The sequence below is a fragment of the Streptomyces sp. NPDC059743 genome (genome assembly GCF_042732975.1).
Lineage (GTDB): Bacteria > Actinomycetota > Actinomycetes > Streptomycetales > Streptomycetaceae > Streptomyces.
In genome coordinates, this window is record NZ_JBHWGS010000001.1 from 115,378 (window position 1) to 137,571 (window position 22,194).

Here is a 22,194-nt window from a genome sequence, read left to right on the forward strand (position 1 = left end):
GGTACGGAATCGTCCGTACCGCCCCCGCCGCCGCCCCGGCCATCGCTCTCGTTACGGCACCTTCCGTTACAGCACCTTCGACAGGAACGACTTCGTCCGATCGTGCTGAGGGTTCGTCAGGACCTCGCGCGGATGGCCGGATTCGACCACCACACCGTCGTCCATGAACACCAGGGCGTCACCGACCTCGCGGGCGAAGCCCATCTCATGGGTGACCACGATCATCGTCATACCGTCCTGGGCCAGATCCCGCATGACGTCGAGGACATCGCCCACCAGCTCCGGGTCGAGCGCCGAGGTCGGCTCGTCGAAGAGCATCAGCTTCGGCTCCATCGCCAGCGCGCGGGCGATCGCCACCCGCTGCTGCTGGCCGCCGGAGAGCTGCGAGGGATAGTGGCCGGCCTTGTCGGCCAGACCGACCCGGTCGAGCAGCCGCTCGGCACGGGCGCGGGCCACGGCCCTGGTCTCACCGGCGACCTGGACCGGTGCCTCCATGATGTTCTCGATCGCCGTCATATGCGGAAAGAGATTGAAGCGCTGGAAGACCATGCCGATGTCCCGGCGCTTTCTGGCGACCTCGCTGTCCTTCAGCTCGTACAGCTTGTCGCCCTTCTGGCGGTAGCCGACCAGCTCGCCGTCGACCGACAGCCGGCCTGCGTTGATCTTCTCCAGATGGTTGATGCACCGTAGGAAGGTCGACTTGCCCGAGCCGGAGGGCCCGATCAGACAGAAGACCTCGCGCGGCGCGACCTCCAGATCGATGCCCTTGAGGATGTGCGCGGCACCGAAGGACTTGTGGACGCCCTCGGCCCGCACCATCGGCGTCCCGTTCATGCCGCTGTCCTTCACCGTGTCCTTCACCGTCCGGGTCATGCCACGCCTCCCTTGGGCCGGCCGAGGGAGAACAGATTGACGCGGATGCGCTGGAACGGTGTCGGCGGCAGGCTGCGGCTCGAACCACGCGCGTAGTAACGCTCCAGGTAGTACTGGCCGATGCTGAGCACCGAGGTCAGGATCATGTACCAGACGGCGGCGAGGAAGAGCATCTCGACCGTGGCGCCCGAGGTCTGCGAGACGTTCTGGGTCGCCCGCAGCAGCTCCGTGTACTGCACGGCCACCGCCAGCGACGAGGTCTTCAGCATATTGATGACCTCGTTGCCGGTGGGCGGCACGATCACCCGCATCGCCTGCGGTACGACGATCCGGCGCAGCGTCTTGCCATGGCTCATGCCCAGCGCGTGCGCCGCCTCCGTCTGGCCCTCGTCGACCGACTGGAGGCCGGCCCGGCAGATCTCCGCCATGTACGCCGCCTCGTTGAGCCCGAGGCCCAGCAGCGCGCAGAGGAACGGAGTCATGAACGAGGACCACTCGTCCTTGTAGATCGGGCCGAGGTTGATGTACTCGAAGACGATGCCCAGGTTGAACCAGACCAGGAGTTGCACATAGACCGGTGTGCCGCGGAAGAACCAGATGTAGAACCACGCGATGGCGGAGGTCACCGGGTTCTTCGACAGCCGCATCACCGCCAGGACGATGCCCAGCACGACGCCGAGCAGCATCGCCAGCACCGTGATGACCACGGTGTTCTTGACGCCCGTCAGGATCTGGCCGTCGAAGAAGTAGTCGGGGAGGGCACCCCAGTTCACATCGGCCTGCGCGAACGCGTAGACGAGCGCGACCAGTACGCCGATCGCGACGACCGCGGACACGTACCGCCCGTAGTGCCGCACCGGAATCGCCTTGATGGATTCCGGTGCGACGGGCGCCGCGTCGCCCGGGCCGTCCTTGGGGCCCTCCTGCGGGCCGTCCGACTTGTGGATGTCAACCGTCACGGATGTCGCCTTTCAGAGCCTTCGCGGCCGTGTTCCGAGGCTGTGTTTCGGAGCCGTGTTCCGACGCCGACGCCGACGCTCACGCCGGAGCCGGAGCCGGAGCCGGAGCCGGAGCCGGAGCCGGAGCCGACGCCGAAGCCGTTCCTGAGCCGTGTGCGGACGGGCTCAGGATCCGCCGTTCAGCTTGGCTTCCGTCACAGCGCCCGCCTCGACACCCCACTTGGCGACGATCTTGCCGTACTCACCGTTCTTGATGACCGCGTCCAGGGCGGCCAGCAGCGCCTTCGACAGCTCGTTGCCCTTGGCCACGGCGATGCCGTACGGAGCGGCCTCGACCTGCTCGCCCACGAGCTGGAAGTCATTGCCGCCGCCCGAGGTCTTCACGGCGTACGCGGCGACCGGGAAGTCGCTGGAGCCGGCGTCGGCGCCGCCGCCGCGCAGCCGGGTCTGGGCCTCCAGGTCGTTGTCGAAGGCCTCCAGCGTGATCTTGCCCTTGCCGGCCTGCGTACACTTCTCGCTCTCGGCCTTGGCCAGATCGTGCGAGACGGTGTTGCGCTGGACGACCATCTTCTTGCCGCAGAGGTCCGACCAGGCGGCGATGCCCTTGTCGTCGCCCTTCTTGGTGTAGATCGAGACACCGGCGGTGAAGTAGTCGACGAAGTCGACGCCCTCGCCGACCTTCTTGCCGGTGTCGCCGTCCACGCCGTTCTGCCGGTCCGCGGTGTCCGTCATGGCCGACATGGCGATGTCGTACCGCTTGGAGCGCAGACCGGTGAGCAGGGTGTCGAAGGTGCCGTTCTCGAACTCGAACGTCACCCCGAGCTGCTTGCCCATCGCGTCCGCGAGGTCCGGGTCGAAGCCCACCGTCTTGCCGGACTCGTCCTTGAACTCGATCGGCGGGTACGCGATGTCCGAACCGACCTTGATCTTGCCCTTGTCCTGGATCGCCTTGGGAAGCTGGTCGAAGAGCGGCGCCTTGTTCGTCTCGGAGGTCTTCGGGCCTCCGTTGCCGCTGTCCGTCTGGTCGCCGCAGGCGGTCAGCAGCAGCAGTGCGCCGGCGACCGCGATCGCGCCGGCCGTGGCGATGCGGGACCTCGCGGCGGTCGTACGGCGGGTGGTGCGTGCGATCATGATCAGGATCCTCCGGCGGTGAGGGAAAGCTGCCAAGTGGCCGGGCACGCGTCTTCGAGTGCCGCGACCATTTGTGATTAGGGCATCCTGCCATTCGGACTGGCCCATTCAGGGGGCCGAGCATGTCAAAATCGGGTAACGGGACACCCCCCACCCCCAACATGGCGGTACCGCAAGACCGGACCTTCTGTTGGAATGCCTTCTTCCGGCCGGAGGATCTCCGGTTCATTGCCGTTCCCCGTCATGATCCATGCCATATGTGAGAGATGTCGGAGATGCTCGGCAGGCGCGGCCATGGGCCGTGTCGCCGCGGCCATATGGACTCGTGGACGCGGAGGTCCGTCGGGTAAGAAGGACGATCACACCCCTCATCCGGGGCCCAGGGCGCGTGTGCGGCGCGCCCGCGCGTCCGTACGGACTCCGCCGGGCAGGTCAACCGCCCTCGCGGGGCGCGGACGCGGTGCCCACCCACCCCTCCTCAACCAGGAGCGGCCACCCTCAACCGATGAAGACGTAAGGGGTTACCACCACATGGCAGCGGAGATCGTGAATCCTCGCAGCACCGACACCGGCAGCGATGTCGGCAGCTATGCCGGCAGGGATGCCGACGCCGGCACGGGCATCGACGCCGACCAGGCATTCGATCCGGCCTTCGCGCTGCACCGCGGCGGCAAGATGGCCATCCGGGCGACGGTGCCGATCCGGGACAAGGACGATCTGTCCCTCGCGTACACACCCGGCGTCGCCAAGGTGTGCAGCGCCATCGCGGACCGGCCCGAGCTGGTCCATGACTACACCTGGAAGTCGCAGGTCGTCGCCGTCGTGACGGACGGTACGGCGGTGCTCGGCCTCGGCGACATCGGGCCCGAGGCCTCGCTCCCCGTGATGGAGGGCAAGGCGATCCTGTTCAAGCAGTTCGGTGGTGTGGACGCGGTGCCGCTGGCGCTCGGCACCACCGACACGGACGAGATCATCGAGACCGTCGTACGGCTCGCGCCCTCCTTCGGCGGAGTCAACCTGGAGGACATCTCGGCGCCGCGCTGCTTCGAGATCGAGCGCAGGCTCCAGGAGCGGCTGGACATCCCGGTCTTCCACGACGACCAGCACGGCACGGCCATCGTGACGCTCGCCGCCCTGCGGAACGCGGCGAAGCTGACCGGGCGCGCCCTGGGCGAGCTGCGCGCCGTGATCTCGGGTGCGGGCGCGGCCGGTGTCGCCATCGCCAAGTTCCTGCTGGAGGCGGGCATCGGCGATGTCGCCGTGGCCGACCGCAAGGGCCTCGTCAGCCCGGACCGCGGCGATCTGACCGATGTCAAGCGGGAGCTCGCCGGGCTGACCAACCGGGCCCGGCTCTCCGGCTCGCTGGAGTCCGCGCTCTCCGGCGCGGATGTCTTCATCGGCGTGTCCGGCGGTACGGTGCCGGAGCCGGCGATCGCCTCGATGGCGCCCGGAGCGTTCGTCTTCGCGATGGCCAACCCGAATCCCGAGGTCCATCCCGACATCGCGCACCAGTACGCGTCGGTCGTGGCGACCGGGCGCAGCGACTTTCCGAACCAGATCAACAATGTGCTGGCCTTCCCGGGAATCTTCGCGGGAGCGCTCCAGGTGCGGGCGTCCCGGATCACCGAGGGCATGAAGCTCGCCGCGGCGAACGCGCTCGCGGATGTCGTCGGTGACGAACTCGCGGCGGACTATGTGATCCCGTCGCCGTTCGACGAGCGGGTCGCGCCGTCCGTGACGGCGGCGGTGGCCGCGGCGGCGCGGGCGGAGGGCGTGGCGCGGCGGTGAGCTGAGGTGAGCTGAACTGGCCGCGTCGACAGTCGGTTTCGGTTTCGGATTCGTACGGGCCGTGTCGTACTCCCTTTTGCTCCTGAACGGGGTACGGCGCGGCCCGCGTCACAGGCCGTGGCGGTTCCGGTGCGCGGCCCGGTCGCTCTAATGTCGGGGCCATGTTTGCCGCCTACGCAGCGCGTACCGACTTCAACGATCCGCTCAGCGCCCTTGAGCTGGGCGAGCGCCCGGCGCCCGAGGTACGGCCCGGCTGGACCACCGTCACGGTGAAGGCCGCCTCCCTCAACCACCACGACCTCTGGTCGCTGCGTGGTGTCGGGCTGCCGGCCGAGAGGCTCCCGATGATCCTCGGCTGCGACGCGGCCGGGCTCGACGAGGACGGCAACGAGGTCGTCGTGCACTCCGTCATCGGGCAGACCGGCCATGGCGTCGGGCCGCGCGAGACCGGCTCGATCCTCACCGAGCACTACCAGGGCACCTTCGCCGAGCAGGTCACCGTGCCGGTGTGGAACGTACTGCCCAAGCCCGCCGGGCTCACCTTCGAAGAGGCCGCCTGTCTGCCCACCGCCTGGCTCACCGCGTACCGGATGCTCTTCACCAACGCCGGTGTACGGCCCGGGGATTCGGTGCTCGTCCAGGGCGCGGGCGGCGGCGTCGCCACCGCCGCGATCGCCCTCGGCAGCGCGGCGGGCCTACGGGTGTACGCCACCAGCCGCGACGCGGCCAAGCGGGCGCGCGCGGTCGGACTGGGCGCGCTGGAGGCGTTCGAGCCGGGCGCGAGACTGCCGCACCGCGTGGACGCGGTGATCGAGACGGTCGGCGCGGCGACCTGGTCGCACTCCGTCAAGTGTCTGCGGCGCGGCGGCACGCTGGTGATCTCGGGCGCCACGAGCGGCGACCGGCCGGCGCACGCCGAACTGACCCGGATCTTCTTCCTGGAGCTGAAGGTCGTCGGCTCGACGATGGGCACCAAGGACGAGCTGGAGGATCTGCTCGCGTTCTGCGCGACGAAGGGAGTACGTCCGGTGATCGACGCGGTGCTGCCGCTGGACCGGGCGCGGGAGGGATTCGAACGGATGGCGGCGGGCGATCTGTTCGGGAAGGTCGTGCTGACGCCGTAAAGCCCCGGCGCAAGTGTCAACTTTGATTGACACGCCCTGTCTGTCAACGTAGATTGACACCATGACCGAAGCAACGGATCTCGCCGAGCGGGCGGGCGACCGCGACCCACGGGTCGGGCTGAGGGCGGTCGCCGCGCTGCGGCGGCTGCTGGAGCGGCTCGAAGCCGTACAGGTGCGCAGCGCCCGCGAACAGGGCTGGTCGTGGCAGGAGATCGCGGATGTGCTGGGCGTCAGCCGGCAGGCTGCGCACAAGAAGCACGGGAGGCAGTGATGTTCGAACGGTTCACCGAGGGCGCCCGAGGTGTGGTCACCGGCGCGGTCGGCCACTCCGAGCGCATGGCGGCGGACTCGGTCACCGAGGAGCACATGCTGCTCGCTCTGCTCGACCAGGAAGGTACGCGCGCGTCCTTCGCGTTCGCCGCGGTCGGGATACGGGACCGCCGCGCCGCCGTCGAACAGGCCCTGGCGGACGCCCGCAGGCACGGCGGCCTGTCGAAGGCGGACGCCGACGCGCTGGCCGATATCGGGATCGATGTGGGCCGGATCGTCTCGACGGTCGAGGAGACGCACGGCGAGGGCGCGCTGCGTGCGGGCGAGACGACCGGCCGCCCGAGGCGCTGGTGGTCAGGCCACCGGCCCTTCGCCCCGGGCGCCAAGCGCGCGCTGGAGAGGTCCCTGCGCATCGCAGTGGGCCGCGGCGACCGCCACATCGGCGACGAACACCTCCTCCTGGCCCTGGCGGCGCGCCCGGGCGTCGTATCGGAGGTCCTGGCGGCCCACGGCGCGACGTATACGACGCTGGAACGGACGATGTCCACCGCCGCGCTCCCGCCCGACCTCCCGGCCACCGGCTGACGGGCGCCAGTCCCGTTCCCAACCGCCCGCCCCTGACGAGGCACGGCGGGCGATGCTGGTCACCCGGTTCAGTTCGCGGAACTCACCGCACGAGATATTTTCTGAGGGTTGACGGGATCGTGCTGCCACCACCAGGCGATGGATGGGATGGCTACGGGTTCGGTTGCTTCCTCCGGAAGGGAATCCGTCGTCCATCCTTCGAATGTGAAGGGAAGGGTGCCGTCCGAACGGAGATACCGATGTTGAGTGGAGGCTTCCAGAGCCCATTCCAGGAATCCGCGTACGTACTGGTCCAAGAGTATGCTGTAACGGTGGAGTTCGGGATTTGTATCTTCCCGTAGCGCCTTTCCCAGTCTCAAGTAGAAGCACATGACGCGGTTGCGCAGATCCATCGCGGTGTTGATCGCCTCCTGGAGTGGGAGCTCGAATTCGTTCGCGATGATGTCAATCAGGTTGTTTCCGTCAGAGGTTCGCTCGCGTTCCTTCGCGAAGGCGAGTAGGTCGGAGTCCCAGCAGACGAGGGTTGACGCTGCCTCCAGCAGAGCGCGAACGTCACGTCGAGCCACGGTGCGAGGGTCGAGCATGAGGTCCTCGTAAGAGGCCGGGAGCTGGGAGAACACCATACCTCCGCCTCCATAGAGACGTGCAACAGCATAGTCGTCGAGGTTGGGCAGGATGCCGCGTGCCGCGTTGCCCGACTTCCACAACTCGATCATGAAGTAGCCGCGCATCCATTCAACGAAGCGATCCCCTTGAGCTGGAGAGGCAAAGGTGTCCAGCCGGATTCTGATGTCACGGAGAGCGCTTGAGTAGTTGTCATCGGGATCGATGGGGTACTCGACCACCTCGATGGCGCGCAGCATACGGTTGAACGCCTCGGTCTGCTCGGCAGGGTGGAAACGGATGGGCCCTTCGTCGCAGAATTCGTCATCGAAGGCAAATGCCCAAGTGCAGTAGTCGGCATGGACGTTGAGGAGTTCCGGCGAAGGGCAGAAAGGCGCCATGTGGGCGGCGAGGCGTCCGCATCGCGTGGAGAGAAGTCGTGCGCGTTGCGTCGTGTCACTGTAGAGCCCGTACTGGTCGAGCCAGGCTTCGGTATGCGCGTCGGCCTCGTCCGCTCCGGGGTGGAGGTGCAGAGTAATGGGACAGTACATCGTCGGCATATACAGCCCCACAGGGGCGACGGTGGGCACGATGCCCGCGGGTGGGTTGACAGCCGGAGCCGTATTCTCGTACCGAGCGGCGGGTGCGTCGGATACCTGGGGCTTTGGAGTCTGCTCTCCTTGGGACTTCATGCGCCTCTCAACCTCTTCTCGGATCATCTGTGAGCCGATCGGGCGGATGGTTGCGGTCAACGGCTCGCGATGATGCTGTAGACGGAATAGGTGTTCTCGCGCAGGGCTGCTGTCAAGTTGATTGCTGTGTCCCGGAGTTCTTTGAGCGGTTTGGGGATTCCGCTCGGGAGAATTTGCTCGATGTTGGACCGCACAGCCCGCAGCCAGTGGATGACGTCCTCGTCGGTGGGGAGTTTTCGCGCATCCTGGAGTATGAAGGAGTTCCTCATCAGGGCGTCGACCAGAAGGTTCAGGGTTTTGCGGTGTCCGCAGGCCAGCCGGTCTTCATCGTCGGGCACGGCGGAGGTGTATACGTCGAGCGGAATGTTGTACAGGCTTTCAGAAATGATCAGTTTTCCACCTATGGCCATCCGGGATGCCAGGGCACGCAGGGTCGCGTCCAGGGCCCCGGCGGAGAAGTGGGTGATGCTCCCCCGCAGGAGGACCAGATCGTAGGGTTGCCCGGGATCGGGCAAGAGCCACAGATCTTGGGCGTTGCACAGGTACAGATTCACGCGGTCGGCCAGGGACAGGTCCGAGAGACGGCGGGCGGCGTACTGGGTCTGGGCGGGGCTGATGTTGACGCCGTCCAGCCTGGGGCCGTCGGGGAAGCGGCGGGCGAGATACTCCAGCGCTGTGCCCCAGCCGAATCCGACATCGAGGAATCGTCCCCTCCGTGTCCCAGAGATGTCCACTCCTGCGATGTCCAGCTGCCGTTCGAGATGGCGGCGCCCCGAGGCGTCCAATGACTCAGGAGAATCGGCATTGGCAGCCCTCTCGGGCGGGGCATAGACGCCGAACTGGAACCACAAGGCAGGGCCGATCACGGCTTGCCAGAGCTGCGGGTCGTCGGCATAGGTCTCTATGACCCGTGCCTGATACGGGTCGGCCACAGGGCCACGGACGATTTCGTAAGGCATCTCTGCAGTGCCGGTCCTCATGAGCGTCCTTCGGGAAGGCAGTTTCGTAGCAGCGGCTCGAGCTGGGTAATGCTTTCGGAGCCGCCCGCGGCACCGTGTGGGCCTAAGCCCATCAGACATCCGTCCGGCCGGTCGGGACAGGGGCTCGACGTGATCGATCGTGTACGCGTTGAACGCGCTTGCGCCTTATGTAAATCGGCCGGAATCCGTCCGAGAGCAGTGAACAGGAGGGGGTATGGCGCGTCACCAGCCCAACCAGCCCAACCAGCCCCGCCGTCCTGTCGGCCGATGCCAACTGGAGCGCCGCGGACCTGTCCAGGGAAGGTGGCGCTGCAGCCGTAAGGGGGCCGGGGCGGGGGCTTGCCCCCTCACGGACATCCGTTACGAGACGAGTCCCCCTGATGCCGCACTGCCGGCGCTTGTCTCCTGTTTCACCCGGGAGGGGTTCACGCGCATCCGGGTTCGAGATCGGTGACCGTGTAGTCGTGCAGGCGCATGACGAGTTGTCCGGCTCGGACCCAGTGGATGAGCGGGTCGTCGAAGGACACTCCCGTGGCGTCCACCGGGACCGGGTCGGGGTACCCGGGACGGTAGAGCGCGCCCTGTACGCCTGCCGGAGTGCAGGTGCGGACTCGGAGTACGGCGTACTGACTGCGCAGATGGGGGCAGGCCCGCACGGAGTTGAGGGCACAGGGCGCGCACAGGGGAGGATGGGTTGTGGTGAGGTCGGCGGGCCAGGAGCCGGGGTGGTCCGGGTCTTCACCCATGATCCAGAGGACGCCCTCGGCGTTGCGGTCGGCGGGCCGGGCGCAGATCTGGCAGAGCAGTTCGCTCATGGCCCGTCGCTGCCGTAGGGCGTGCACCTTGCCGAACTCGGGCCGGCCTTTGCCGGGCAGTGAGGGGACACGGGTCCAGAGCACACCATCGGTGTCGCGGTCGTACGGTCGCTCGTCCGCGTAGCCGATACCTCTGCCGCGTGCGACAACGCGCATGCGGGGCGCCTGTTCCGCACTCCATCTGGCGATGTACGGAACTGCGGTCGCAGGCCCGCTGAACGCGGCTGCGGTCGATGCGTTGGCCCTTGATGACGGCATGGGACCTCCCCACTCGTGAGGCCGCCCTGTCTTGTGCGGCAACCTCTCCAGGCACCTTGAGTGAAGCCTACGTCTCTAGAGATGTCAATCAATATGTCTAGAGATGCTAGGTCACTCCTGCCCGACGGGCCGTCGAAGTGCGCTGGCGCGGGCGTGAATTAGGGTGTCTAGAGAAGAGGCAGGAGGTTTACGCATGGTGACCGAGGGCGATGACCGTCGGCCGAAGTACCAGCGCATCGCGGATGCGCTTCGGGACGCGGTTCGGACGGGGGAGTACGGGCCGGGGGCGCGGTTGCCGGGCGAGAACGACCTGATGGCCGCTTATGGCGTGGCGCGGATGACCGCCCGGCAGGCGCTGGGGGTGCTCCAGAGCGAGGGAATCGCCGAGTCCCGCAAGGGCGCGGGGGTGTTCGTCCGGTCGTTCCGTCCGCTGAGGCGACGCGGCGTCGAGCGGTTGTCGGGTGACCGGTGGGGCGAGGGGCGCTCGATCTGGTCGACGGACACCGAGGACCGGCCACTCGTTGTCGACCAGCTCGGTGTGACCGAAGAGCCTGCCCCGGAACGGATCGCCAGGGTTCTCGGCATCGACCCGGGCGACGCCGTGTGCGTACGGAACCGGCGCTATGTCCTGGAGGGCAAGCCGGTCCTGCTGGCCACCAGCTTCCTGCCCGCCGCCCTTGTCGCGGGCTCGGCCATCACCCGGGAGGACACCGGTCCCGGCGGAACCTATGCGCGTCTCGCCGAACTCGGCTTCGAGCCCGCGCGCTTCAGGGAAGAGATTCGCTCCCGCATGCCGTCCCAGGACGAGGTGAACCGGCTGAGCCTGTCTGCGGGTACGCCTGTCGTGCTCGTCTGCCGTACGGCATTCACGGCCGAGGGCCGACCGGTCGAGGTCAATGAGATGACGCTCGACTCCGCTTCGTACGTACTTGAGTACGACTTCGACGCCTGAGCGGCTGCGGGTGGACGGCTACTGCCCCGGGGCTATGGGCCTCCAGCGCCAGACGCAGATCCGGATCAGCGGCGGCGCCGGGCGTCGGTGCCGGGGGCAGTGTGGCCGCCACCGCGGCGCCGAGCACCCGCGCGACCCCGGCCACGCCCGACCGGGGCCGGGCGTTCCCAGGGCTCGGTCGGCGCGGGCGGAGCCTGCTCTTACGCGCTCGTCAGGCTTCCGGCATGCGCAGGACCGCGCTGATGTGGGCTGCCGCTGTGGACAAGTGGCGGCGGGCCGCGGACAGTTGGGTGGGGGTTACGCCGTGGTCGCGGGCCGCGTCGCGGATGTCGTCGCGGAAGCGGTCCAGGAGACGGTCCAGATCGCGGGCCGGATCGCCGGTCTCCGGGGTGTCCTTGGCCCAGGCGGGATCCTGGAGCGGCTCCTTGGGCTCGGCAGTCTCGCGTTCCGTGGGGTCGGACTTGGTGCCCCATGTCAGGCCGCCCAGTTGGCCCGCCAGTTCCGACAGGCCCTCCCGTACGCCCGTGGGCCAGTCGCCGCGCAGGAAGTGGTCCTGTACCTGGTCCTGGACCTGCTTCGCGATCCGCTGCATCTCCTGACGGGCCGTCTCCTGGGCCTCCTTGGCCTGGCGGCGCGCCTGCTGTGCGTCCTCGCGGGCCCGGCGGGACTCGTCCTTCGCGCGCCGGGCCTGTTCCTTCCACTCCTGCTTCGCGCGCTTCAGCTCCTCCTTGGCCTCGCGCCACGACTCGCTGTCCGTGAACGCCGTGTCCCAGTCCGTCCGCGTGCCGCCGCCCTTACGGGTCTCGGAGGCCGCCGCGCGCATCTCGTTGCGCAGCTGTCCCGCCGCGCCCCGTACGTCATCGCGGATCTCCGCGGCCAGTTCGGAGACCGACTCGCGGATCTCCAGCTCCAGATCGGCCAGCTCGCCGCTGCGGCCCGCCAGTTCGGCGCGGCCCGCGTCGGTGATCGAGTAGACCTTGCGCCCGCCCTCGGTGGCATGCGTGACCAGGCCCTCGGCCTCCAGCTTGGCCAGCCTGGGATAGACGGTGCCGGCGGACGGCGCGTACAGGCCCTGGAAGCGCTCCTCCAGCAGCCGGATCACCTCGTACCCGTGGCGTGGCGCCTCGTCGAGGAGCTTGAGCAGATAGAGCCGGAGTCGGCCATGGGCGAAGACCGGGGCCATGTCAGAACTCCTTCGCGTCGGTCGGTACCGCGTTGGTCGGTACCGCATCGGTCGGCACCGCGTCGGCCCGTACCCCGTCGGCCGGTTCGTACTCCATCGGCGGCCTTCTCAGCAGCGCGATCGATCCCGACACCGTTGTCGCCCTGAGTGTGCCCGTGCCCGCCCCCAGCGTGCCGGTGATCCGCTTGGCGCCCCACTGCCCGCTGACCCGGAGGTCCTCGAACGCGTTGGACACCTTGCCGCTCGCCGTGTTCGCCTCGACCTTCGCGTCCGCGGGATGCGGCAGCCGGATCGCGACCTCGCCGGAGACCGACGACAGCTTGATGTCCGTGGGCCGGTCGCCCGGATCGAGATCGACGACCATGTCGCCGCTGACCGATTCGGCCCGTACGGAGGAGCCCGCGCCCTCCACCACCGTCAGATCGCCCGAGACCGAGGTGAAGCGGAGGTCTCCGGTGACGGCCTGCGCCTCCAGACTCCCGGAGACGGTCTCGGCGCGGACCTCGCCCGACAGTCCCACGAGCGTGGTGTCACCGCTGACTCCGCGCACCTCCGTCCGCCCGCGGATCCCGGAGACCACGGCCCCGGCCCCGACCACTCCGACCTCCACCGCCGCGCCCGACGGGACGGCGAGGGAGACGACGGCGCTGCGGCGCCGGCCTCTGCGGTCGAGCCACTTGAGGAAGTTCTTCCAGGGCAGATCCTCGTAGGCCACGGTGAGCGTGGAACCGCTCCGTGTCACGGTCAGCGGCGGTCCCTCGACACCGGAGATCTCCAGCCGGGCGCCGCCCTGCTCGTTCAGTACGGGATCGTCCGAGCCGACGACATTCACCGTCCCGTTGACGATACGCACATGGAGCGCCGTCACCGGATCGTCGAAGGTGAGCTTCGTCGGCCCGCTGACTTCCCATGTCGACTCTGCCATGGTGCGACCTCCCGGCCTGCCTTGACGCAACATATCGCGTCTCCTGAGAAACACGATATATCGCGGTCCTGGGAAGTCAAGGCCGGGTGGCCGAACCCGGAGGAACCTCAAGGGCTTCGAACGGGCATAGCGCTCATATCCGGGCGAAGTGTCCTAGCGTAAGAGCATGAACGCGACTTCCGTGGGGGCTCTGCTGCTCTGCCGGGCCGAGCCGGTGGTGGTACGGCCCGCCGCCCATCTGCTCCGTGAACGGCTGCTGCTCGTCCCGGCGGGCCCCGGCTGGAGCGTACTGGTGCCCGAGGGCAAGCCCTGGCGGGACGACGGCGAACCGGTCGACCGGGTGGTCGCGGGCTGGGCCACCGCGCTCGCCGTGGGCGTCAACTGGCCGGTGCTCGCGCTGTGGTGGGACGCGGACCGCGCCGGATACACCCTGGCGGCCGGCTTCCGGCGCACGGTCGGCTACATCTGGCTGGCGGACGGCACACCGGTGGGCGAGGACGAGGCGATGCGTACGTTCACGGCCCGTCTCGGTCTCGATCCCGTACTGGACCTGCCGGCCCTGGAACCGCTGACGCGTCAGGACCCTGAGGCCGACTCCCGGGACCGGCTGCTCGCCTTCGCCGCGTATCTCTCCCGGGCCGGTGTCGTGCTCCCGGTCGGGCTCGGTCCCGGTGAACCGGCCGACCGGCTGCGCGAGGTGGCGCGTGTCCAGCCGGGCGCCGAGCAGGTGGAGTGGGCGGGCTGGCGCGACACCGTACGGGCCGAGCTGGACGTCGTGGAGGACGGGCCGCTCGGGCCCTGGCTGCGCGGACCACGGGCCCGGCTGGCCGGTGCGGGCCAGCTCGCGGCCGGTGTCCCGCTCACACTCTGGGCGGCGCGCCGCCACAGCGCCGGCTGGGCCTTCGCCGGTGCCCTGCTGATCGCGCAAGGGATGCTGACGCTCGCGTACGACCGGCTGCGCGCCGGACCGTGCGAGGTGTTCACCCGTTCTCGTCGTCCTCGTCCTCGTCGTCCAGCCGGGCCAGCCATGTCGCCAGCCGTTCGACCGGCACCTCGAAGTCGGGATTGAGGTCGACGAACGTACGGAGCTGCTCGGCCAGCCACTCGAAAGTGACCTCCTCCTCGCCGCGCCGCTTCTCCAGTTCCTCGATCCCACGGTCGGTGAAGTACATGGCGAACAGCCTAATGCCTGGTGAAGGGCGGTGCGGTGGCCGTGGGCCCGGTCTCCCGGCCGTCCGGGCCCGCCGGGAACCGGGCGGCGGCGAATCGCCGTCCTCCTCCATTGCCTCGCTTCGGCTCCGTACTGCCGTTAACCTGCGGGGAATTGGGGGAACGGGGGCGTCATGGAGGACGGAGAGGTCCGTATCACCCGCATCGAGATGCCGGACGGCACGCCCGTCTGGGCACGGATCTCGGGTGCCGAGGAGCTGAGGCGGCCCTCCGGCGGCCTGACCTACTCGGACACGGGATTCGCCGAGCAGGTGCAGGCGCGGGTGGAGAGTCTGAACGGAGTGGTCACCAGCGTCGCGCGGTCGCTGGCGGGACCGCTGAGGGCGGTGCGGCCCGACGAGGTCAGCATCGAGTTCGGTATCGAACTGACCGCCAAGTCCGGCAAGGTCGTGGGACTCCTCGCGGACGGCGAGGCCAAGGGGGCGATCAAGGTGACCCTCACCTGGAACAACGGCGGACCGCCCGATCTGTCGGCGCCGCCGCTCGTACCTCCGCAGGCCGTGGCACCGTCCACGGGCACGCCGCCCGGGACACCGTCCGGCACTGCGCCCGGCACGCCCTCCGGAGGGCCGCAGTCCGACGGGGAGGCGCCCGGGGGCGCACCACCGGGCGCACCGGCGCATCCGGGCGGGCTCACGCCTCCGGCCGGGAGCGGACCGTGATCGACGGGTTCGGCCGGGGTGCGCCGGGCGCCTCGGGCGAGACCCAGCGTGCGCTCAAGGACCTCGTCGCGGCGGCGACCGTGCGCATCCATGGCCCGGTGCCCGGGTATCCCTCTGAAGAACCAGGCGGCTTCCTGGGGAGCGGCTTCTTCATCGCCCCGAGCTGGGTGCTCACTTGCGCCCATGTGGCGATGCAGGGGGAGGGGCGGGAGGTGACCGTGGTCTTCGAGATCGGCCCCGGCAGCGGCGAGGGCGAGTCGTCGGTGCAGGGCTCCGTGGTCGCGGCACTTCCCGAGCCGCCGCGCGACGCGCTCGCGGCACGCTCGTTCGGTACGCCCGGGAGCTGGCCGGGACCCGATCTGGCGCTCATCAGGCTCCGCCGGCCGGTCGAGCATCCCTGTGTGTATGTCACAGAGCGGCCCGCGGCCTTCTTCGGCGGCGGGCAGGTGCTCTACTCCGGCTGGACGGACGTGGGCGGCCGGCTCAAGCGGCTCAGCGGCTACTGCACCGTGCAGGGCACGCTCGGCGGCTGGGGCGATCCGGACGAGCAGATCCGGCTCGGCGGCGATCTGCTGCCGCCGGGGATCTCCGGCGGGCCCGCCATCGATCCGGCGCGCGGCGAGGTGGTCGGTGTGCTCAAGTCGCAGCTCGTCGGCGGCCTCGGCGGCACCTCGATCGGTATCGAGCAGCTCCGTTCGCTGCCCGTGCCCGCCACGATGGCCACGGCCGAGTCGGACGACGACTACCAGGCCGTGTTCCATGCCCATGACCGCTATCACGCGGACCGCCACACCAACCGGGTGGGCACCGGCCGCACCTGGGCCGATGTCCAGAGCGGACTCGGCGCGGGCGCCGACCGCGCGCTCACTCCGCAGCAGCGCATCATCCTGCTCGGCAGACTCGCCGAGCTGCCGCCGCCGGTCTCCACCCGCAGCCTGCTCGATCTGCTGGTCCGCCTGCCGAACGTGCACTCGGTCGACCGCTATCCGGCGCCGCGGAGCTGGCGGGACGGGCTCGGCGCGCTGTACGAGACCAGAGGCGGCGAGGCCGCGCTCGAACTGGTCCTGCGCTACTGCATGAGCGTCATCTCCGCCGAGCGCCCGTACGTCACCCACTCCACGGCGGCGGCCGAGGAGGCGCTGTGGAACTGGGTGAAGTGGATCGCCGACGACCGGCTCTCGCGCGAGTTCCGCAACGAGATCACCCAGCTCTGGTCCGCGGCCCGCTACCGCACCGACCGCGCGCAGCGGCGCGCGTCGCCGGCGTACGGAGAGCGGCCCGTGGAGGGCGAGGGCTCCTTCGTCCTGCTGGAGCTGGAGCCGCGCGGCTGGGAGCGGGACAGCTACGACTGGCGCGTCGGTGTCGCCCGGCACACCGGCGAGGTGGTGCCCGTCAAGGAGGACAGCCGGGGCACGGTGGCCAAGGATCTGCCGGCCAGGCTCACCGCGCCGCTGGCCGAGGCGTTCCGGCGGTGCGACGAACCGGACAGCCCGGCCGTGCTCCAGGTCGCCGTCGTCCAGGCGCAGCTCGGTCTGGAGGTCGACCGCTGGCAGCTGTCGCCCGACGAGCCGCCGCTCGGCACCGTACGCCCGGTGGTGGTCCGCTGCTCGAATCCCGGTCCGCCGCTCTCGGAGGACGAGACGCGTGAGCACCGGGCCCGGTGGAACCGCACCTGGAGCGTGGCGATGCGCGGCGAGATCATCGACTGCGAGGACGGACTGCGGGTACCCGTACCGACGGAGGAGGATCTGCGGGCGCTGGCGTACGAGACCGTGCCGGTGCTCTGCCGGTACGGCGACCGGCCGGACGGCGAGACCGCGGCCGGGCTGGGCCGGGTGGTGCAGGGCGGCTTCCATATCGCCCTGCTGCGCCGTGGCGAGGACCGGCCGGGCATGGTCTGCGCGGATTTCCACCGCCGCGCGCTGGACACCGTCGCCGAGGCAGGGACCGCCGATCAGCTCCCGCGCAGGATCCAGGAGCTGAGACGCGGAGTGCGCGCGGGCCGTACGGAGATGTTCTGGTCGGACGGCGTGGCGCTCTACTACGACGACCCGCACCACCCTCTGCCCGGATCGGGACAGCTCCTGGAGGCGCCGTGAACGGCCTCGCGGACGGACGTTCAGGGCCTATCGGTCCTCTTACGGGCGCGGCGGCGGATCGCTACGGTGATGCACGTTGTCCTTGCGGCGATGCGCGTCCGGCCCTTCCGGCTGCCCTTCCGGCTGCCCTCCCGACTGCCCGAGACCGCCCAGGCGGACGAGTGACGATGAGGAACACGTGATGAGTGAACCCGGCGAGTGGCTCATCTACCGAGGGGCCGGCGAACCGCACGGAGGCATCAACCAGCTTCCGCCGCCACCGCCCTGGCGGGACTTCGCGGGCGGTGACGACACCTCGTCGAACGGCTCCGCGGACCGCCGGCTCGGCGGCTACCGGCACGAGGCGGAGCTGCACCGGCCGGGCGCGGAAGAGCTGGAGATGATCAACGCCGCGCTCTATCTGAGGCGTCCGCTGCTGGTCACCGGGAGTCCCGGCGCGGGCAAGAGCACCCTGGCCCACTCGGTCGCCCATGAGCTGGGGCTCGGCCGCGTGCTGCGCTGGCCCATCGTCAGCCGCTCCACGCTGCTGGACGGGCTCTACCACTACGACGCGATCGCCCGGCTCCAGGATGTGCAGCTCGCCGCGCACCGCGCCTCGTCGGAGCTGGACGGTACGAGTGGTGCCAGTGGTGCGGGCGGTACGGGTGGTGCGGGTGGCTCGGGCGGCGCGCGGTACCAGGATCCGTCGGCGGACATCGGCAGCTATATCCGTCTCGGCCCGCTCGGCACCGCCCTGCTGCCCTCCACGCTGCCGCGCGTCCTCCTCATCGACGAGCTCGACAAGAGCGACATCGACCTGCCGAACGATCTGCTCAATGTGCTGGAGGAGGGCGAGTTCGGCATACCGGAGCTGGAGCGCATCGCCGACCGGCTGCCCGACGGCGAGGCCGAGGTGCTCACCGACGACGGTACGAAGGTGAAGGTGAAGGGCGGCCGGGTGCAGTGCAAGGCCTTCCCGTTCGTCGTCCTCACCAGCAACGGCGAGCGCGACTTCCCGGCGCCGCTGATGCGCCGCTGTATCCATCTCGAACTGGGCCGCCCGGACCACCAGCGGCTCGCCACCTTCGTACGGGCCCATCTCGGCGACGAGGCGGCACGCGCGGGCGACGATCTCATCGCCCACTTCCTGGAGCGCTCGCGCAGCGAACTGATCTCCACCGACCAGCTTCTGAACGCCATTTATCTCACCGACGCCGCCGCCCCGGCAGGCCGGGACCGGCTCGCCGACCTGCTCATCCAGCGACTCGACCGGCCGAGGTGATGCGCTGATGCCCGACGTCACGGTACGGCACGGCCCGGACAGCGAGCCGGAACCGGGACGCGGGCATGCCCCGGAGCGGCCTCCCGCGGCCGGGAGCCGGCCACCCTACGACGGCGCGCTGCTCACCGCGCTCGTCGCCCGGCTGCGCGAGGCCGGTCTCGATCCCGACGCCGAACAACTCTGCGACGCCATCTGGCTGGCCCAGCAGACCAGCGGCGGCCGGAGCGGCCGGCCCTCAAGCGAGGACGCCGAACACACCGAGGGCACGGCGGGCGACACGCGCGCCGGTTCCGAGCCGACGGACTCCGGACCGCTGTCCGTCACCCGGCCGGGCGAGCAGGACCGTACGGGCGAGGACGGCCCGGCGGACGAGCCGCTCCCGCGGCCCGAACTCCCGGATCCCGACCGGCGGATCGCGCTCCATCCCGTCCCTCGCGACGACGGGCCGCGCACCCGGTCGGGCGGCGCGTCCGCCGCGCTCACGCTCGGTGTGCCCGCCGCGCCCGCGCTGCCCGCGCCGCTGGAGCTCCAGCGCGCCCTGCGCCCGCTCCAGCGGTACCGTCCGGCCGCGCCGCCATTGCGCCGTACCCTTGACGAGGTGGCGACCGTTGAACTCAGCGCCCGTGCCGGCGGGCTGATCATCCCGGTGTTCCGCGGGGTGTCCCGGGCGGACGCACTCCTCCAGTTCGTCATGGACACCTCGTCGTCCATGCGGGTGTGGGAGCGGCTCTTCGGCGAACTCCAGCAGATCTTCGCCCAGTTGGGTGCCTTCCGGGATGTCCAGGTGCGCTATCTGCACCAGGGCCCCGACGGAGCGCCCGCCGTCAGCAGGAGCCCGGATCCGGCCGCCGCGCCGCTCAGCTCCGCCGACCGGCTCAGCGATCCGACCGGACGCCGTGTCACCGTGGTCGTCAGCGACTGCGCCGGACCGCTCTGGCACAGCGGACGCGCCCACCGGCTGCTGCACCAGCTCGGCCGCCAGGCTCCCACCGCCGTCATCCAGCCGCTGCCGCAGCGCATGTGGAACCGCACCCGGCTGCCCGTCACCTACGGTGTGCTCTCCCGGGGCGAAGGGCTCGCGGGAGCCGCCGTACTGAAGGTCGGTGACGAGACGGCGGCGAGCCAGGCGGCGCATCCGGGCGCCCTTGCCATTCCCGTACTGCCGCCGGTCGCGGGCGCGCTCGGCGCGTGGGCCCGGCTGCTCTCGGGCACCGGCGCGGGCCGGATCTCCGGCGCGGTCGGCTGGGTGCGCGCCGACCATCCCGCCGCGCCTCCGCCGCGTCCCGGCGACCGGATGTCCTCGCTCCAGCTCGTCAGCCGGTTCCGCTCGGCGGCCTCGCCGGTCGCGGGACAGCTCGCCGTCTATCTCGCGGCGGCTCCGCTCTATCTGCCGGTGATGCAGCTCGTCCAGCGCACGATGCTGCCCGACTCCGGTCCCTCGGAGCTCGCCGAGGTGCTGCTCAGCGGGCTGCTCTCGCGCGCCAAGAGCGACAGCGCGGAGGACGGGCCGTGGTACGAGTTCGCTCCCGGAGTGCAGGAGGCACTGCTCGGACCGCTCGGGCGGGACGAGGCGATGCTTGTGCTCAAGCACTGCTCGGAGTACATAGAGCAGCGGTTCGGCAGAGGCGGACCGAACTTCCCGGCGCTGGCGCTCGCCCAGCTCGGCGACGGCAGCCACGGCCCGCTCTTTCCGCACGGCGGCCCGGACGACGACGGCCCGTTCGGCGTCCATGGCACCGACGGCATGGACACCGGTGAGAACGGTGAGCCGGGCGCGGACGGACAGCGGGTCCCGCATCCCTTCGCCGAGGTGGCGGCCCGGGTGCTGGAGCGCTTCATGCCGCTGCCGGAGCAGTTCACCGACGGCGACACGGGCGGGCCGGGGCCCGAGGACCGGACCACCAACGCCGCGGTGGAGAGCGCCCGTGACCTGCTGCGCAAGTTCGAGTCGGACGGGATGGTCCAGTATCTGATCGATGCCGTACAGCAGCTCCGCGGTGCCACCGAGCGCGAGGCACCGGGCGCCGCCGATCCCGAGCTGTGGGCCGAGACCGCCCGCTGTCTGCTGCGGCTGTGGGAGGTCCAGGGCGGCGGCGAGCTGCTGCGCGAAGCCATAAGGGCGGCCGAGCGGGCCGCCGCGCATCCACGGGCCGTACGCGAACGGGCCGTGCTGGCCCAGGTGTTGCACGCGGCGGCCGACGACCGGCGCCGGCGTGGCGACCGGCCGGGCGCGCTGGAGCTGCTGCGCCGCGCCGACCGTGAGTACGCCTTCGCGGCACCCGGTCTGGAGCCCGGCGAGGCGCTGCGGCTCACTCTGGAGCGGGTGCGCGCGCTGGAGGCGCAGTGGCGGCTCGGCGGTGACACCGCGCTGCTCCATGGCGCGATCGGCATGCTGGAGGCCTTCGCCGACGTCTGGCCCGACCAGGAGAACCGTCCCGCCGGGCTGCCTCTGGCCCACGGCCGCACGCTGCTGCGGCTCTCCGGCGCGACAGGCGACATCGAACAGGCCCAGGTGTACGCGACCCAGGCCGCGCGCTCGCTGCGCAAGGCCCTCGCGCCGGGCTCGGGAGCGCACACCGTGTCCACGCAGGCCAGGATCCTGCTGGATCTGGTGGACGCCCTGCTGCGGTCCGGCGAGGGACTTGAGGAGGCCGGGACCTTGATCGAACAGTCGCTGGCGACGGTACGGGACGAGCGGCTGCTCGCCTCGCTCAGGGCGCGCGCGGGACGGGTGCGCGTGGCGCGGTACGAACGCTCCGGCGATCCGGCCGATCTCGAAGAGGCCGCCGAGTGCTTCGCCCGCGCGGCACGCGGCACCGCCCGTGACTCCCGCGCCCACGCGGATCTGCTCGCCGAATGGGGCGCCGCGCTGCTGCACCGCGCCGAACTGCCGGACGGAGCGCCGTACACCGGCGCGGCGGTACGGGTGCTGCGCGACTGCCGTACGGAGACGGTGACGGGTACCGCGCGCCAGGCGGAGCGGCTGCTGATGCTGGGCCGGGCGCTGATGCTGCGGCACCGGATCAACGACGACCGGGTGGATCTGCGGGAGGCCGAGCATCTCTTCGGTCTCGCGGCCCAGGAGGCGAACGAACCGCTGACCGAGGCCCGCTGCTGGCTGGAGCTCGGGCGCTCGCATCTCGACGCGTACCGGACGCTGCACCGGCCGGCCCGGCTGGACGACGCGGCCGAGGCGTTCCGGGACGCGGCGGACGCGGCGAGGACGGCGGAAGAGGAGCTGGAGAGTCCACAACTGCGCCTTCAAGCCGTCGCGTTGCGTGCTGAGGCGTACCACTGGCGGGGTATGACATACGAGAGGGCCGGACGGCCCAGGGCCGCGCGTGAGGCATACCGGGCGGCCCGTACGGAATGGCGCAAGCTGCCGGACGGCGGCGGTGGGACGGCCGGATCGACCATGGAGCGACTGGCCGAGCTGGAGCGCTGAGCCGGGCGCTCCACGACAGGGCTACGGGGAGAATGCGATGAGCGACGTGACGTACGCCGCGGCGGACGCGGCCAGGACGGCGGAGGACGGAGCGCTGGACGACCGGGCGCTGAGCGACCGGGCGTTGAACGGCGGGACGGCGATCGACGGGACGGCGGTCGGCGGCGGCGAGCTGCCCGATCTGCTGGCACTGGACCTGGAGACACTACGGACACTGGACCACCCGGTACTGGCCGAGGTGGTGGCGGATCTGCGGGGCAGGGCGGAGCAGCCACGCGAAATGCTGTGGGGCTTCACCAACGCTTTCTGAGAAGGGATTTCGCACGCCCTGAGAAGGTCCTCGCACACCGTTTCGGTCC

20 protein-coding genes are annotated in these 22,194 nt (G+C 70.1%); 11 read left to right on the forward strand and 9 right to left on the reverse strand.

Annotated elements, in window-relative coordinates; translation table 11 throughout:
- Positions 1-66: 66 nt before the first annotated feature.
- The 3 genes from ACFV6H_RS00530 to ACFV6H_RS00540 all read right to left on the reverse strand — a co-directional run bounded on the left by ACFV6H_RS00530 (position 67) and on the right by ACFV6H_RS00540 (position 2,963).
- The gene (locus ACFV6H_RS00530) at positions 67-834 is read right to left on the reverse strand and encodes an amino acid ABC transporter ATP-binding protein (protein ID WP_384784297.1); all 768 of its coding nucleotides are present in this window, start codon (positions 832-834) and stop codon (positions 67-69) included.
- A 35-nt stretch (positions 835-869) separates the two neighbouring features.
- Positions 870-1,832, reverse strand: coding sequence for an amino acid ABC transporter permease (locus tag ACFV6H_RS00535; RefSeq protein ID WP_384976162.1), 963 nt, complete (start codon positions 1,830-1,832; stop codon positions 870-872).
- A gap of 165 nt (positions 1,833-1,997) precedes the next feature.
- Positions 1,998-2,963 carry an ABC transporter substrate-binding protein gene (locus ACFV6H_RS00540; RefSeq protein WP_385536772.1) on the reverse strand — a complete coding sequence of 322 codons (966 nt, stop codon included), beginning with the start codon at positions 2,961-2,963 and terminating at the stop codon, positions 1,998-2,000.
- Between the two features lie 531 nt (positions 2,964-3,494).
- On the opposite strand from ACFV6H_RS00540, the gene ACFV6H_RS00545 reads away from it, so the two are divergent.
- The 4 genes from ACFV6H_RS00545 (at position 3,495) to ACFV6H_RS00560 (ending at position 6,730) form a co-directional block, all read left to right on the forward strand.
- On the forward strand, positions 3,495-4,751 hold the full coding sequence (locus ACFV6H_RS00545; RefSeq protein WP_385536775.1) for an NADP-dependent malic enzyme: 1,257 nt from the start codon (positions 3,495-3,497) through the stop codon (positions 4,749-4,751).
- A 161-nt stretch (positions 4,752-4,912) separates the two neighbouring features.
- Positions 4,913-5,875, forward strand: coding sequence for a zinc-binding dehydrogenase (locus ACFV6H_RS00550; protein ID WP_384784114.1), 963 nt, complete (start codon positions 4,913-4,915; stop codon positions 5,873-5,875).
- Between the two features lie 61 nt (positions 5,876-5,936).
- A complete protein-coding gene (locus ACFV6H_RS00555) occupies positions 5,937-6,146 on the forward strand; it encodes a helix-turn-helix domain-containing protein (RefSeq protein WP_384784116.1) in 210 nt (69 codons plus the stop codon).
- Entirely contained in the window at positions 6,146-6,730 is a 585-nt protein-coding gene (locus ACFV6H_RS00560) for a Clp protease N-terminal domain-containing protein (protein ID WP_385536780.1), read from the forward strand. The genes ACFV6H_RS00555 and ACFV6H_RS00560 overlap by 1 nt, the downstream gene beginning before the upstream one ends.
- Before the next feature lie 68 nt (positions 6,731-6,798).
- On the opposite strand, the gene ACFV6H_RS00565 is transcribed toward ACFV6H_RS00560, so the two are convergent.
- The 3 genes from ACFV6H_RS00565 to ACFV6H_RS00575 form a co-directional block, all read right to left on the reverse strand.
- Positions 6,799-8,085: a hypothetical protein gene (locus tag ACFV6H_RS00565; protein WP_385536783.1), complete on the reverse strand. Its 1,287-nt coding sequence runs from the start codon at positions 8,083-8,085 to the stop codon at positions 6,799-6,801.
- On the reverse strand, positions 8,082-9,005 hold the full coding sequence (locus ACFV6H_RS00570) for an SAM-dependent methyltransferase (protein ID WP_385536786.1): 924 nt from the start codon (positions 9,003-9,005) through the stop codon (positions 8,082-8,084). Before ACFV6H_RS00570 ends, ACFV6H_RS00565 begins: the two co-directional genes overlap by 4 nt.
- A gap of 425 nt (positions 9,006-9,430) precedes the next feature.
- Entirely contained in the window at positions 9,431-9,976 is a 546-nt protein-coding gene (locus ACFV6H_RS00575; RefSeq protein ID WP_385536789.1) for a hypothetical protein, read from the reverse strand.
- A 295-nt stretch (positions 9,977-10,271) separates the two neighbouring features.
- On the opposite strand from ACFV6H_RS00575, the gene ACFV6H_RS00580 reads away from it, so the two are divergent.
- Positions 10,272-11,030: a GntR family transcriptional regulator gene (locus ACFV6H_RS00580; RefSeq protein WP_385536792.1), complete on the forward strand. Its 759-nt coding sequence runs from the start codon at positions 10,272-10,274 to the stop codon at positions 11,028-11,030.
- Positions 11,031-11,241: 211 nt separating this feature from the next.
- Here the strand turns inward: ACFV6H_RS00580 and ACFV6H_RS00585 are convergent, their stop codons facing one another.
- Together ACFV6H_RS00585 and ACFV6H_RS00590 are read right to left on the reverse strand one after the other, a co-directional pair.
- Positions 11,242-12,213, reverse strand: coding sequence for a helix-turn-helix transcriptional regulator (locus ACFV6H_RS00585; RefSeq protein WP_385536795.1), 972 nt, complete (start codon positions 12,211-12,213; stop codon positions 11,242-11,244).
- Position 12,214: 1 nt separating this feature from the next.
- Positions 12,215-13,138 (reverse strand): DUF4097 domain-containing protein, encoded by a 924-nt coding sequence (locus tag ACFV6H_RS00590; RefSeq protein WP_385536798.1) that lies wholly within the window; start codon positions 13,136-13,138, stop codon positions 12,215-12,217.
- Positions 13,139-13,304: 166 nt separating this feature from the next.
- Here ACFV6H_RS00590 and ACFV6H_RS00595 point away from each other — a divergent pair, with 166 nt between their 5' ends.
- Entirely contained in the window at positions 13,305-14,207 is a 903-nt protein-coding gene (locus tag ACFV6H_RS00595) for a hypothetical protein (protein WP_385536802.1), read from the forward strand.
- Here the strand turns inward: ACFV6H_RS00595 and ACFV6H_RS00600 are convergent.
- Positions 14,119-14,310, reverse strand: a complete 192-nt coding sequence (locus ACFV6H_RS00600) for a DUF6104 family protein (protein ID WP_384976144.1) — start codon at positions 14,308-14,310, stop codon at positions 14,119-14,121. The genes ACFV6H_RS00595 and ACFV6H_RS00600 overlap by 89 nt on opposite strands.
- A gap of 171 nt (positions 14,311-14,481) precedes the next feature.
- Here ACFV6H_RS00600 and ACFV6H_RS00605 point away from each other — a divergent pair, with 171 nt between their 5' ends.
- From ACFV6H_RS00605 to fxsA, 5 genes are all read left to right on the forward strand, one after another.
- Complete coding sequence (locus tag ACFV6H_RS00605; RefSeq protein WP_385536805.1) at positions 14,482-15,030, forward strand: CU044_2847 family protein; 549 nt, start codon at positions 14,482-14,484, stop codon at positions 15,028-15,030.
- The gene (locus ACFV6H_RS00610; protein ID WP_385536808.1) at positions 15,027-17,129 is read left to right on the forward strand and encodes a trypsin-like peptidase domain-containing protein; all 2,103 of its coding nucleotides are present in this window, start codon (positions 15,027-15,029) and stop codon (positions 17,127-17,129) included. The genes ACFV6H_RS00605 and ACFV6H_RS00610 overlap by 4 nt, the downstream gene beginning before the upstream one ends.
- Before the next feature lie 181 nt (positions 17,130-17,310).
- On the forward strand, positions 17,311-18,390 hold the full coding sequence (locus tag ACFV6H_RS00615; protein WP_385536811.1) for an AAA family ATPase: 1,080 nt from the start codon (positions 17,311-17,313) through the stop codon (positions 18,388-18,390).
- A gap of 7 nt (positions 18,391-18,397) precedes the next feature.
- Positions 18,398-21,835 (forward strand): SAV_2336 N-terminal domain-related protein, encoded by a 3,438-nt coding sequence (locus tag ACFV6H_RS00620; protein WP_385536814.1) that lies wholly within the window; start codon positions 18,398-18,400, stop codon positions 21,833-21,835.
- Between the two features lie 37 nt (positions 21,836-21,872).
- Positions 21,873-22,145 (forward strand): FxSxx-COOH cyclophane-containing RiPP peptide, encoded by a 273-nt coding sequence (fxsA, locus tag ACFV6H_RS00625; protein ID WP_385536817.1) that lies wholly within the window; start codon positions 21,873-21,875, stop codon positions 22,143-22,145.
- Positions 22,146-22,194: the final 49 nt, after the last annotated feature.